The sequence below is a fragment of the Paracoccus sp. Arc7-R13 genome, from assembly GCF_004010775.1.
Lineage (GTDB): Bacteria > Pseudomonadota > Alphaproteobacteria > Rhodobacterales > Rhodobacteraceae > Paracoccus > Paracoccus marcusii.
On sequence record NZ_CP034810.1, the window covers coordinates 690,626 to 704,209 of the forward strand.

The 13,584-nt window shown below is 66.7% G+C and carries 11 protein-coding genes; 9 read left to right on the top strand and 2 right to left on the bottom strand.

Annotated features, from left to right (window positions below; all coding sequences use genetic code 11):
- Positions 1–167 precede the first annotated feature (167 nt).
- Both EOJ32_RS03415 and EOJ32_RS03420 read right to left on the bottom strand, forming a co-directional pair.
- The gene (locus tag EOJ32_RS03415) at positions 168–869 is read right to left on the bottom strand and encodes a response regulator transcription factor (protein ID WP_045980995.1); all 702 of its coding nucleotides are present in this window, start codon (positions 867–869) and stop codon (positions 168–170) included.
- Positions 866–2,752: a PAS-domain containing protein gene (locus EOJ32_RS03420; RefSeq protein WP_127897711.1), complete on the bottom strand. Its 1,887-nt coding sequence runs from the start codon at positions 2,750–2,752 to the stop codon at positions 866–868. Before EOJ32_RS03420 ends, EOJ32_RS03415 begins: the two co-directional genes overlap by 4 nt.
- A 171-nt stretch (positions 2,753–2,923) precedes the next feature.
- Between EOJ32_RS03420 and EOJ32_RS03425 the strand changes: the two genes are divergently transcribed.
- The 9 genes from EOJ32_RS03425 to EOJ32_RS03465 all read left to right on the top strand — a co-directional run bounded on the left by EOJ32_RS03425 (position 2,924) and on the right by EOJ32_RS03465 (position 13,552).
- Positions 2,924–4,900, top strand: coding sequence for an AMP-binding protein (locus tag EOJ32_RS03425; protein WP_127897712.1), 1,977 nt, complete (start codon positions 2,924–2,926; stop codon positions 4,898–4,900).
- Complete coding sequence (locus EOJ32_RS03430; protein ID WP_127897713.1) at positions 4,897–5,718, top strand: ABC transporter ATP-binding protein; 822 nt, start codon at positions 4,897–4,899, stop codon at positions 5,716–5,718. Before EOJ32_RS03425 ends, EOJ32_RS03430 begins: the two co-directional genes overlap by 4 nt.
- A gap of 33 nt (positions 5,719–5,751) precedes the next feature.
- Complete coding sequence (locus tag EOJ32_RS03435; protein ID WP_045980991.1) at positions 5,752–6,735, top strand: branched-chain amino acid ABC transporter permease; 984 nt, start codon at positions 5,752–5,754, stop codon at positions 6,733–6,735.
- A 79-nt stretch (positions 6,736–6,814) separates the two neighbouring features.
- The gene (locus EOJ32_RS03440) at positions 6,815–7,891 is read left to right on the top strand and encodes a branched-chain amino acid ABC transporter permease (RefSeq protein ID WP_045980990.1); all 1,077 of its coding nucleotides are present in this window, start codon (positions 6,815–6,817) and stop codon (positions 7,889–7,891) included.
- 47 nt (positions 7,892–7,938) lie between these two features.
- Positions 7,939–9,219: an ABC transporter substrate-binding protein gene (locus EOJ32_RS03445; RefSeq protein ID WP_045980989.1), complete on the top strand. Its 1,281-nt coding sequence runs from the start codon at positions 7,939–7,941 to the stop codon at positions 9,217–9,219.
- Between the two features lie 55 nt (positions 9,220–9,274).
- Positions 9,275–10,096, top strand: coding sequence for an ABC transporter ATP-binding protein (locus tag EOJ32_RS03450; RefSeq protein WP_045980988.1), 822 nt, complete (start codon positions 9,275–9,277; stop codon positions 10,094–10,096).
- A 10-nt stretch (positions 10,097–10,106) separates the two neighbouring features.
- A complete protein-coding gene (locus EOJ32_RS03455; RefSeq protein ID WP_127897714.1) occupies positions 10,107–11,321 on the top strand; it encodes a phenylacetate--CoA ligase family protein in 1,215 nt (404 codons plus the stop codon).
- Positions 11,322–11,400: 79 nt separating this feature from the next.
- Positions 11,401–12,177 carry a flagellar motor protein MotB gene (locus EOJ32_RS03460; RefSeq protein WP_046000719.1) on the top strand — a complete coding sequence of 259 codons (777 nt, stop codon included), beginning with the start codon at positions 11,401–11,403 and terminating at the stop codon, positions 12,175–12,177.
- A gap of 76 nt (positions 12,178–12,253) precedes the next feature.
- On the top strand, positions 12,254–13,552 hold the full coding sequence (locus tag EOJ32_RS03465; protein WP_045980985.1) for a flagellar hook protein FlgE: 1,299 nt from the start codon (positions 12,254–12,256) through the stop codon (positions 13,550–13,552).
- Positions 13,553–13,584: the final 32 nt, after the last annotated feature.

The following is a 13,584-nucleotide window of genomic DNA, read 5'->3' on the forward strand; positions in this document are numbered from 1 at the left end:
AATACCCCAAGGGCCGGGTCAAGATGCGACAGCGGTGCAGGATTGCGACGACGTCGACGGTGTAGGGCCTGCGGGAGCATAGCTCCCGCGCGCAAGCCGGCCCCCTCGATGGGGGCCGGCTTGCGCCGCTACCGCCCGGCAGGGCAAACTGCGATCCGGTGCGGAACTCAGCCGATCTCTGCTAGGAAAATGTAGCCCGCGCCATAGATCGTCTTGATCAGCCGCGGGTTCTTGGGATCCTCGCCCAGCTTGGTCCGCAGGCGCGAGATGCGCACGTCCATCGCCCGATCAAAGCTGTCGCCGGCCGTGCCGCCCAGGGTTTCCAGCATCTGTGCGCGGGTGATCAGGCGGCGGGGATTGTCGGTGAACAGGCGCAGCACCTCTGCCTCGGCGTGGCTCAGCGGTGTCTCGATGCCGTCGGGCGCGGTCAGCAGGTAACGGTCGAAATCCGCCGTCCAGCCCGCAAAGCGCAGCGTCTGGGGGCGCTGGGTCGCGTTTTGGGACGGCCGTCGCAGGCGGGCGCGGATGCGGGCCACGACCTCGGCCGGCTCGAAGGGCTTGGTGATGTAGTCGTCGGCCCCCAGCTCCAACCCCGTCACCCGGTCCTGGACCTGCGCCCGTCCCGACACGATGATGATCACCGCCCCCGAATCGGATGCCAGCCGATGGACCAGCGCCAACCCGTCCCGGTCCGGCAGGCCCAAATCGATCAGGCAGGCATCCGGTGTAATGCGGCGCAGCGCGGCCTCGAACTCGGTGGCGCGGCCGAAGCTTTGCGTGCGAAAGCCTGCCTGTTCCAGCGCGGCGGACAGGATGCGGCGGATCTGCGGCTCGTCGTCCAGGATCGCGATCAGGGGGGCGTCGGTCATGGCATCTCCTTTACGGGGGCTGCCAGTGCGGCGGCCAGGCGCGGGGCCGTCACGGGCTTGGTCAGCACCGGCCCCGGCGCGCGGGCGCGCAGCGGATCGCCCGGTGGCAGCGAGGTCATCATCACCAGGGGTACCGTCCCCGCCAGATCCAGTCCCAGCCCGTCGCCCAGCTGGATGTCCGACAGGATCACCTCCAACCCCGGCAGGTCCGTCAGGGCGCGGGCCTCCGACAGGGACGCGGCCTCGATCACCGCATGGCCCAGCCCGGTCAGCTCGTCGCGGACCTGAGCGCGGATCTGGTCGTCATCCTCGACCAGCAGCACCATCCGCCGCGCCACGGGCCGCCAAGGCAGGCGCAGCATCACCTGCGCGCCCCGTGGCCCGTTCGACAGGCGCATGGTGCCCCCGACCATCTTGGTCTGGTCATAGACCATCGACAGACCCAGACCCGAGCCCTGGCCCTTCTTGGTGGTGAAGAAGGGTTCAGTCGCGCGGGATAGGGCTTCGGGGGTGAAGCCGGGTCCGGTATCGCCCACCGTCAGTTCCAGCCAGTCGCCGCTGCGCCGCGCCTTCAGCGTGATGACGCCGGGTGGGGTGATCGCCGCATTGGCGTTCAGGATCAGGTTCAGCGCCGAATCCTGTAGCGCGCCGGGGTCCAAGAGTAGCTGTCCGAGCGGCAGGGCCAGGGCCAGGTCCAGCCGCGTCCCTTCGGACAGCGACGGGCGGGCCAGCACCGCCAGATCGGACAGCAATGTCGGCAGGTCCGTCGGCTCCAGCGCGGGTTCGCGCGCGCCGGTGATCTGCGCCAGCCGGTCCAGAAGCGAGGCCCCGCGCCGGGCGGCCGCCAGCGTCGCTTGGACATCCTCGGCCGCGTCCGGTGGCAGGTCGCGGGCGGCCAGTCGGGCCTGCAGGCCCAGGATGATCGTCAGCAGGTTGCCGAAATCATGCGCCATGCCGCTGGTCAGCTGGGCGGCCAGGTTGCGCCGCGCGGCATGGGCCAGCGCCTCTCGCGATTGGACCTCGGCGCTGACATCGGTGGATAGGATATAGACCCCCTGACCATCGCGGTCGGGCGTCAGCGCGATGCGGATGCGCCGGCCCGAGGTGGGGTGGGTGATCTCGAACACCTGCGGATCGCCCGCCAGCGCGCGCTCCATGAACGGGTGCAGGGTTCGCGCGGTGGCCGCCCCCAGGGCCTGTTCCAGCGTCAGCCCGACGATGTCGCCCTCGGCCCCCGGAAAGATCACCGGCAGCCGCCGGTTGGAGAAGGTATAGCGGAACTGCGCGTCCATATGCGCGATATGGGCCGGGACCATCTCGGTCACCTGGCGGGTACGGGCCTCGGTCCGGGTCAGGATACGCTGCGCTTCGGACAGGGCGGCGTTCGTCGCGGCCAGCTTGCGGTTCGCCGCCGCCAGCCGTTCGGCATTCAGCAGCACCTGTTCGGACAGCGCGTCCGACCGCGCCCGAAGTAGCGCTTCCTGACGCTTGATGTCGGTGATGTCGGTATAGACGGTGACCCAGCCCCCTTGCGACAGCGGTGCGCCCTCGACCGCGACCCACCGGCCGTCGGCGCGTTCGCGTTCGAAGTAGTGGGGCTGGAACGTGCGGGCCTGGGCCACGCGCAGGGCGACGGCCTGTTCGGGGTCCTCGGTCGGGCCGTATTCGCCGCGCCGGGCCAGAAAGCGGATCGTGTCCTCGAAATGGCTGCCCGGCAGGGTCAGGTCGTCGGGCAGGTCGAACATCGTCTGGTACTGCCGGTTGGCCACCGCCAGGCGCAGGTCCGCGTCGAAGATGGACAGCGCCTGGCCGATCAGGTTCAGCCCCGACCGGGTCAGGTCGGCGCGAATCTCGGCCCGCGTGACGGGGTCGGGGTGGTGCATGGCGGTCTCCTCCGCCCGTTGGCCTAGCACCGGTGTGCAGCGTGCGAAAGCGTCGTAACATTTCGTAGGAATCGCGTAAAACTGGCGCAAGGTTTGGCGCCAATGGTATGTGTGTCGCGGGGCACGGGGAGGTGCCGCGCGACAGGGCGTCCGCGCCTTGAGGGAGGATACATGACCGTTCAGCACACGCCCCCGGGCGATCTGCAATCCGTGCCCGCGCTGCTGGCGCGCAACGTCGCCCGCTTTGGCGACCGCCCCGCCTATCGCGAGAAGGAATACGGGATCTGGCAAAGCTGGACCTGGACCCAGGCCGCGGACGAGATCCGCGCCCTGGCGATGGGGCTGATGGCGCAGGGGCTGGCGCCGGGCGATCACATGGCGATCATCGGGCGCAACCGTCCGGCGCATTACTGGGGCATGATCGCGGCGCAGATGTGCGGCGCGATCCCGGTGCCCCTGTACCAGGACGCCGTGGCCGAGGAGATGGCCTATGTCCTGGATCATTGCGGCGCGCGCTTCGTGCTGTGCGGCGATCAGGAGCAGGTCGACAAGGTGCTGGAGGTCGAGCAGACCACCGGCGCGCGGGCCCGCATCATCTATACCGACGGGCGGGGCCTGAGGAAGTACGACCATGCCAACATGGCGTCGCTGGCCGACGTGCAGGCGCAGGGCCGGGCGGGGGCCGCGACCCTGGGGCAGCGGCTAGACGCGATCATCGCCGGGCTGGATTACGACAGCACCTGCGTGATGCTGTACACCAGCGGCACGACGGGCAAGCCCAAGGGCGTGGTCCTGTCCAACCGAAACATCATCGAGACCGCTCGCAACACCGCCAATTTCGACCATCTGACCGAGGTCGAGGAGATCGTGGCCTATCTGCCGATGGCCTGGGTGGGCGACTTCATCTTTTCGATGGGCCAGGCGATGTGGTCGGGCTTCACCGTGAACTGCCCCGAGGGGGCGCACACGATGATGACCGACATGCGCGAGATCGGCCCGACCTACTTCTTTGCCCCGCCCCGCGTCTTCGAAGGGCAGCTGACATCCGTGATGATCCGCATGGAAGATGCCAGCCGCCTGAAACGCTGGCTGTTCAAGCGCGGCATGGCGGTGGCGCATCGCGCGGGCCCGGCGCTCCTGGACGGCAAGACGGTCGGCTTGGGCGACAAGCTGGCCTATGCGCTGGGCAAGATCTTCGTCTTCGGCCCGCTGAAGAACACCCTGGGCCTGAGCCGCGTGCGCGTGGGCTATACCGCCGGAGAGGCGATCGGCCCCGAGATCTTCGATTTCTACCGCAGCCTGGGCATCAACCTGAAGCAGCTTTACGGCCAGACCGAGGCAAGCGTCTTCATCACCCAGCAGCCCGACGGGCAGGTGCGCTCTGACACGGTGGGCGTTCCCAGCCCCGGGGTCGAGGTCCGCATCGGAGAGAACGGCGAGGTCTATTACCGCAGCCCCGGCACCTTCGTCGAATATTACAAGAACGCCGACAGCACCGCATCGACCAAGGATGCCGAGGGCTGGGTCGCCACGGGCGACGCGGGCTTCTTCGAGGAGGGCAGCGGCCATCTGCGCATCATCGACCGCGCCAAGGACGTGGGCCGCATGGCCAGCGGCGCGATGTTCGCCCCCAAATATGTCGAGAACAAGCTGAAGTTCTATCCCAACATCCTGGAGGCCGTGGTCATCGGCAACGGCCGCGACTTCTGTACCGCGATGATCAACATCGACCTGACCGCGGTCGGCAACTGGGCCGAACGCAACAACATCGCCTATGGCAGCTATCAGGAACTGGCCGGCCACCCGCAGGTCTATGAGACCATCCGCGGCCATGTCGAGGCGGTGAACGAATCCGTGGCGCAGGACCCGATGCTGTCGGGCTGCCAGGTCCACCGCTTCCTGGTGCTGCACAAGGAGCTGGACCCCGACGACGGAGAGATGACCCGCACCCGCAAGGTCCGCCGCGCCGTCATCACCGAGAAGTTCCACGACCTGGTCACCGCGCTCTATGACGGATCGTCCAGCGTCCATACCCGGACCGAGGTCACCTACGAGGACGGCCGCAAGGGTGCGATCAGCGCGACCCTGCGCATCGAGGATGCCCGCGTCTTCGGCGACGCGGCCCGTCAGAAGGTAGCAGCCCAATGAACGCGATGACCCAGGACGGCTATGTGACCGCCGACGGCCGCCAGATCGGCCCCGTGGTGATGGAGCTGAAGAACATTACCCTGCGGTTCGGCGGCGTTGTCGCCATCAAGGACATCAGCTTCGACATCCGGCAGGGAGAGATCCGCGCGATCATCGGCCCGAACGGCGCGGGCAAGTCGTCGATGCTGAACATCATCTCGGGGTTCTACAACCCGCAGGAGGGGCAGGTCATCTTCAAGGGCCAGCCGCGCCCGGCGATGAAGCCCTATCAGGTCGCGCGCCTGGGCATCGCCCGCACCTTCCAGAACATCGCGCTGTTCGACGGCATGTCGGTTCTGGACAACATCATGACCGGGCGCCTGAACAAGATGAAGACGGGCTTCCTGTCCCAGGCCCTGTGGTGGGGCGCGGCCGAGCGTGAGGAGAACGAGAACCGCGCCGTGGTCGAACGCATCATCGACTTCCTGGAGATCCAGAACATCCGCAAGACGCCCGTCGGCCGTCTGCCCTACGGCCTGAAGAAGCGGGTCGAGCTGGCCCGCGCGCTGGCGGCGGAACCGAACCTGCTGCTGCTGGACGAGCCGATGGCCGGCATGAACGTCGAGGAGAAGGAGGACATGTCCCGCTTCATCCTGTCGGTGAACGACGAGTTCGGCACCACGATCTGCCTGATCGAGCACGACATGGGCGTGGTCATGGACCTGTCCGACCGGGTGGTGGTGATGGATTACGGCAAGAAGATCGGCGACGGCACCCCCGCCGAGGTGCGCAGCAACCAGGCGGTGATCGACGCCTATCTGGGGGTGGCCCATGACTGATCCGATCCGTGCAGAAGTGAAAGGACGCGCCCCATGGACCAGCTGATCTTCGCCGCCGAGGTCGTGCTGAACGGCCTGATGACCGGAGTCATGTACGCGCTTGTGGCGCTGGGCTTCGTGCTCATCTTCAAGGCGTCCGGCGTCTTCAACTATGCCCAGGGGGTGCTGGCGCTGTTCGCGGCACTGACGCTGGTGGGCATCCAGAACGGCCAGGTGCCCTTCGCGCATCTGATCAACGCGGCCTTCGGCACCTCGCTGCACCATTTCGGCTGGACGGTCCCCGCGGTCCTGGCCGTGGCCCTGACCGCACTGGTGATGGTCGGCCTGGCCTTCCTGATCGAGAAGCTGGTTCTGCAGCACCTGGTGGGACAGGAACCGATCATCCTCTTCATGGCGACCATCGGCCTTGCCTATTTCCTGGAGGGCCTGGGCGACGTGATGTGGGGCGCCGACATCAAGACGCTGGACGTTGGACTGCCACAGGGCATCTCGGACGGGATCGAGGCCGTCACCGCGCAATGGTTCGGCTATGGCTTCTTCATCGACCGGCTGGACCTGTGGGCCACGCTGATCGCGGCGATCCTGGTGGCCGCACTGGTGGCCTTCGCGCAATACACCAAGCAGGGCCGCGCCATGCGCGCCGTGGCCGACGACCACCAGGCGGCGATGTCCGTGGGCATCTCGCTGCGCTTCATCTGGGTGATGGTCTGGTCGATCGCAGGTTTCGTGGCGCTGGTCGCGGGCATCATGTGGGGCACGAAATCGGGGGTGCAGTTCAGCCTGTCGCTGATCGCGCTCAAGGCGTTGCCGGTGCTGATGCTGGGGGGCTTCACTTCGATCCCCGGCGCCATCGTGGGCGGGCTGATCATCGGCGTGGGCGAGAAACTGTTCGAATTCACCATCGGCCCGATGGTCGGCGGCGCGACAGAGAACTGGTTCGCCTATGTCCTGGCGCTGATCTTCCTGGTGTTCCGGCCCCAGGGGCTGTTCGGCGAACGCATCATCGAACGGGTGTGACCATGGCGCTTCTTCATTGCAGAAATACCCCGGGGGTGCGGGGGCTGGCCCCCGCCGACCGTGCTGAAAGGAACACCCGATGATCTATCGTGAGGCCGGCGACTTCAAGACCAGCTACCGCGACGACAGCCAGACCTTTCCGATCCGTCTGGACCGCTGGGGCTATTACGCGATCCTGGCCGTGGCCTTCGGGATCATTCCTTTCGTCATCAACGACTATTGGGCCAATGCGGTCCTGGTGCCCTTCCTGATCTATGCCATCGCCGCCCTGGGGCTGAACGTGCTGACCGGCTATGCCGGCCAGGTCAGCCTGGGAACCGGCGGTTTCATGGCGGTGGGGGCCTATGCGGTCTACAAGCTGATGACGGCATTCCCGGATGTCAGCATCGTCATCCACATCCTGCTGGCGGGCGGCATCACCGCCGGGGTGGGCGTCCTGTTCGGCCTGCCCAGCCTTCGGATCAAGGGCTTCTATCTGGCCGTCGCCACGCTGGCCGCGCAGTTCTTCCTGGTCTGGCTGTTCAACAAGGTCCCGTGGTTCTACAACTATTCGGCCTCGGGCCAGATCACCGCGCCGACGCGCACGGTGTTCGACCAGGCGGTGACCGGCCCGGCCGCGACCGCGCCCGCGAAATACCTGATCTGCCTGGTCTTCGCCTTCGTGCTGGCCTGGGTCGCGCGCAACCTGACGCGCGGCAGCCTGGGGCGCAAGTGGATGGCCATCCGCGACATGGACATCGCGGCCGAGATCATCGGCGTGAACCCCCTGCGCGCGAAACTGTCGGCCTTTGCCGTCAGCAGCTTCTTCATCGGCATCGCCGGCGCGCTTCTGTTCGCGGTCTATCTGGGGGCTGCCGAGGTCGGCGAGGCCTTCGGCATCAACAAGAGCTTCCTTGTGCTGTTCATGATCATCATCGGCGGCCTGGGCAGCATCTTCGGCAGCTTTGCCGGCGCGGCCTTCCTGGTGCTGCTGCCGGTGCTGCTCAAGAACTTCCTGGTCGGCAACATGGGCTGGCCCACCGACCTGGCCGCCCATATCGAGCTGATGATCGTGGGCGCGCTGATCGTGACCTTCCTCATCGTCGAGCCGCACGGCCTGGCGCGCCTGTGGCGCCTGGCCAAGGACAAGCTGCGCCTGTGGCCGTTCCCGCATTAACGTCAAGACCGGGCAACCGGCATCGCATCTCTGGGAGGAGACCCGCAATGAAACTGACCCTTGCCGCCCTGGCCACCACGATGATGGTCGCAAGCCCCGCACTGGCGGACCTGATCGTGCCGAACATGTCCTATCGGACCGGCCCCTATGCCGCGAACGGTATCCCCTATGCCGACGGCTTTGCCGATTACTTCACGCTGCTCAACGAACGCGACGGCGGCATCGGCGGCCAGCGCATCCAGGTCCCGGAATGCGAGACCGCCTACAACACCGAGAAGGGGGTCGAGTGCTATGAATCGCTGCGCACCCAGAACCCGCTGGTCCTGAATCCGCTGTCGACGGGCATCACCTATCAGCTGATCCCGCGGATCACCCAGGACGGCATCCCGCTCTACACGCCGGGCTATGGCCGCACCTCGGCCAAGGACGGCTCTGTCTTCGAATGGGTGTTCAACGCGCCGGCGAACTATTGGGACGGCGCCTCGGTCGCGGTCAAGCATATCCTGGACCAGGAGGGGGGCGACCTGTCCGGCAAGAAGATCGCGCTGGTCTATCACAACTCGGCCTATGGCAAGGAGCCGATCCGTACGCTGGAGGAGCTGTCCGAAAAGCACGGGTTCGAACTGAGCCTGCTGCCCGTGGACGCACCCGGCCAAGAGCAGAAGTCGCAATGGCTGCAGATTCGCCGCGACCGGCCCGATTACGTGATCATGTATGCCTGGGGCGTGATGAACCAGGTCGCCATCCAGGAGGCCGTGAACATCCGCTTCCCGATGGACAAGTTCATCGGCATCTGGTGGTCGGGCTCCGAGAACGACGTGCGCGCGGCGGGGGCCGGGGCCGAGGGCTACAAAGCGCTGACCTTCCACGGCGTGGGCCGCGACTATCCGCTGTACGAGGACCTGCAGACGCATGTCTATGACAAGGGTCTGGCGGCCGGTGCGGGCGATCAGGCGGGCAGCGTTCTCTATTCGCGCGGCGCCTATGCGGCGCTGGTGATCGCCGAGGCCATCGCCAAGGCGCAGGAGCTGGCCGGCACCCCCGAGATCACGCCCGCGCAGATGCGCGACGGCTTCGAGGCGCTGGACATCACCGCCGAGCGCATGGCTGAGCTGGGCCTGCCCGATTTCGGCGCGCCCATCGCGCTGTCCTGTCAGAACCACGGCGGCGACGGCCTGGCCCGCGTGCAGCAGTGGAACGCCGCCGAGGGGACGTGGTCGCTGATCACCGACTTCATCGAGCCGGATGCCGAGATCCTGGACCCGCTGATCAAGGAAGACAGCGCCGCCTATGCCGCCGAGGCGGGCCTGACCGCGCGCTGCAACTGATCCACGACCGGCGGCGGTCACCCCGCCGCCGGTCCCGCATCCAAGGGGACAGCCCATGTTCGATACCCGCACCCAAGAGACGCTGCTGGACGTCAACAACATCGAGGTGATCTACAACCACGTCATCCTGGTCCTGAAGGGCGTCAGCCTGACGGTGCCCAAGGGCGGCATCACCGCACTGCTGGGCGGCAACGGGGCGGGCAAGACCACGACGCTCAAGGCGATCTCGAACCTGCTGGCCAGCGAGCGGGGCGAGGTGACCAAGGGGTCGATCACCTATCAGGGCGACGACATCACCGCGCTGGACCCGGCCGCCCTGGTGCGGCGCGGCGTCATCCAGGTGATGGAGGGCCGCCACTGCTTCGAGCACCTGACGGTGGAGGAGAACCTGCTGACCGGCGCCTATACCCGCCGCGACGGATCGGCCGCCATCAAGCGCGACCTGGAGATGGTCTATGACTATTTCCCGCGCCTGCGCGAGCGGCGCAAGAGCCAGGCGGGATACACCTCGGGCGGCGAACAGCAGATGACCGCGATGGGTCGCGCGCTGATGTCGCGCCCGCAGATGATCCTCTTGGACGAGCCGTCGATGGGCCTGGCCCCGCAGCTGGTCGAGCAGATCTTCCAGATCGTCAAGGCCGTGAACGAGGGCGAGGGGGTCACCTTTCTTCTGGCCGAGCAGAACACCAACGTCGCGCTGCGCTATGCCCATCAGGGCTACATCCTGGAAAACGGGCGCGTCGTGATGGAGGGTCCGGCCGCGCAGCTGCGCGAGAACCCGGACGTCAAGGAATTCTACCTGGGCATGTCGGACGAGGGGCGCAAGTCCTTCCGCGAGGTGCGCAGCTATCGCCGGCGCAAGCGCTGGCTGGCCTGAGGGGGTCATCATGGGATATTACGACGATCTGGAAACGCGCGACGAGGGTCAGCGCGCCGAGGCGCTGGCCCAGGCCCTGCCGCTGGCGCTGAGCCGCGCCAAGCTGGCCCCCGCGATGGCGCGCCTTCTGCGCGACGTGGAGCCGGAGGTGGTGACCGACCACGCCGCGCTGGCCCGCCTGCCGGTGATCCGCAAGGCCGAGCTGTCCGAGGCGCAGCGCAAGCAGCCCCCCTTCGGCGGCTATACCACCCGCCCCGCCGCGCAGTTCGACCACATCTTTCAAAGCCCCGGCCCGATCTATGAACCCGGTCGGCGCGACGGCGACTGGTGGCGGCTTGGCCGCTTCCTGCATGCCGCGGGCGTGGGGCAGGGCGACATCGTCCAGAACTGCTTCGGCTATCACCTGACGCCTGCCGGGATGATGTTCGAATCAGGCGCGCGGGCCGTCGATGCGGCGGTCCTGCCCGCCGGCACCGGGCAGACAGAACTGCAGGTGCGCGCGGCCGTCGACATCGGCACGACCTGCTATGCCGGCACGCCCGATTTCCTCAAGGTGATCCTGGACCGTGCCGACGAGATGGGCGAGGTGCTGTCCTTCACCAAGGCCGTGGTGGGCGGCGGCGCGCTGTTCCCGTCGCTGCGCCAGATGTATGCCGACCGGGGGATCGTCACGCGGCAATGCTATGCCACCGCCGATCTGGGTAACATCGCCTATGAGAGCGAGGCGATGGAGGGAATGATCGTGGACGAGGGTGTGATCGTCGAGATCGTGCGCCCCGGCACCGGCGATCCGGTTCCCGACGGCGAGGTCGGCGAAGTGCTGGTGACCACGCTGAACCCGGATTATCCGCTGGTTCGTTTCGCGACGGGTGACCTGTCTGCGGTCCTTGCAGGTACCAGTCCTTGTGGTCGCACCAACATGCGCATCAAGGGGTGGATGGGGCGCGCCGATCAGACGACAAAGATCAAGGGCATGTTCGTGCGCCCCGAACAGGTGGCAGCCCTGGTCGCGCGCCATGCGGACGTGTCCCGCGCCCGCGTGATCGCCGATCGTCGCGGAGAGATGGACGTGATGACCGTCCAGCTGGAAACTGCGGGTCAGGGGGGCGACTATGCCGCATCCGTCATGGACACGCTGAAGCTGCGCGGCGACATCGAACTGGTGGCACCGGGCAGCCTGCCCAATGATGGCAAGGTCATCGAGGATCGCCGCAGCTATGAATAGGACGCATTTGATCCGTTAACTTGATCGAAACCTTTGACCCGGCGACAAGGATGCCTGACCGGAACGAAGGATAGACATCATGGCTGCGGGCAAGGGGCTGAACGGGCCGTCCATCATCATCAAGCGCGTCGAGGCGTCGTCCGACGGCGGCCACCACGGCGGCGCGTGGAAGGTCGCCTATGCGGATTTCGTGACCGCGATGATGGCGTTCTTCCTGCTGATGTGGCTGCTAAACGCCACCACCGAGGAGCAGAAGACCGGTCTGGCCGACTACTTCGCACCGACGGTGATCCAGACGCCGAACGCCACCACCAGCGGCGGCGGCGACGGGACCGAGGACGGCGTCCGTCACGCGGTCGAGGCGCCGCTGCCCGACAGCGACAGTGCAGGCGACTTCGAGGAGGTCGCCCGCGCCGTCCAGGACAGCCTGACCGGCACGGGCGCCGAATCGTCCCAGCTGACCAACCTGCTGCAGCATGTCGTGACCCGCATGACCGACGAAGGGTTGGTGATCGAGCTGGGCGATCTGACCGACGCCCCCCTGTTCGTCGAGGACACCGCCCAGCCCCAGCCCGCCCTGTCCGAACTGATGGGAATCATCGCGCGGGTCATCCGGCATGTCAGGAACGATGTGGCGATCTCGGGCCATGTGCGCGCCTATCCCGAAACCCTGGTCGCGTCGCCGGTCTGGCCGCTGTCGGATGCCCGGGCGCATACGGTGCGCAACCTGCTGGAACAGCAGGGTTTCGACGGCAAGCGCGTGCAGCGGGTCAGCGGCTATGCGGACCGCAAGAACCGGCAGGGCAACCCGATGGACCCGCTGAACAACCGGATAGAGCTGATTTTACTCAGGTAGCCGTCGCGGTTAGCCTTATCTTAAGCGTTCACGGGCAGTGTGACGGACAAGACCGAAATCAGAAGGGTGTCTGTCCATGTCCATCTCCTCTGCGATGAATGCCGGCGTGTCCGGCCTTGCCGCGAACTCGTCGCGGCTGGGAACCATCTCGGACAATATCGCGAACGCATCGACCTTCGGGTACAAGCGCGTCGAGACCGACTTCAATGCGCTGGTCGTGGGGCAGGGGGCGGGCCTTTACACCGCAGGTGGCGTTCGCGCGTCCACGACGCGATCGGTGTCGCAGGACGGTGCGATCGTGACCACCTCGAATGCGCTGGATCTTGCGATGACCGGGCGGGGCATGCTGCCCGTGACGACCCTGAACGATGCAACCGGTGGGGGGACGCCGTCGCTGATGATGACGCGGACCGGTGCGTTCCGTCCCGATGCGGGCGGCTTGCTGCGCACCGAAAGCGGGCTGGTGCTGATGGGCTGGCCCACGGCCGCGGACGGTAGCATGCCGCTTGTCGCGCGCGACACGTCGGCCGCACTGCAGCCGATCCGCATCGAATCGAACCGCCCTGTCGGGGATCCGACGACGCAGGTGTCGCTTGGCGCCAACCTACCCGCAACAGAGACCCTGCCCACCGGCTCGGGCGACCCGCTGCCGCTGCGCGTCGAGTATTTCGGCAACCTGGGAACCTCGGAATCGCTGGACATCACCTTCACGCCCGACACCAGCGATCCAACCGGCATGTCGAACACCTGGACGGTCAGCATCAGCGACAGTGCCAGTGATCCCGCAGCCAACCCGATCTCAACCTTCCAGGTGACGTTCGACGACAGCCAGGGGGCGGGCGGCGCGCTGCTGAACGTCGTCGGCGGCGGCTATGATCCGGCAACCGGTGCGATCCCGCTGACCGTCGGGGGCGGCAACATAGAGCTTTCCATCGGCGTGCCGGGCGGGGCCTCGGGCCTGAAGCAGCTGGCGGCCAGCTTCTCTCCGTCGAACGTGGTCAAGAACGGCTCTCCGGTGGGGCAGCTGGTCGCGGTCGAGGTTGACCCGCAGGGCTATGTCAAGGCGACCTACGACACCGGTTTCGTCAAGGCGCTGTACAAGATCCCCGTCATCGACGTCCCGAATCCCAACGGCCTGGTGGCGGTCGAGGGGCAGGCCTTCAAGACATCGCCCGATTCTGGCGGTTTCTTCCTGTGGGATGCGGGCGACGGGCCGACGGGCGCCATCGCCGGCTATGCCCGCGAGGCGTCGACCACAGACATCGCGCAGGAACTGACACATCTGATCACCACGCAACGCGCCTATTCGTCGAACGCCAAGATCATCCAGACGGTCGACGAGATGCTGCAGGAAACCACGAACATCAAGCGCTGATCCGCCCCGCAGGGGATCGGGTGAAGGAGGCC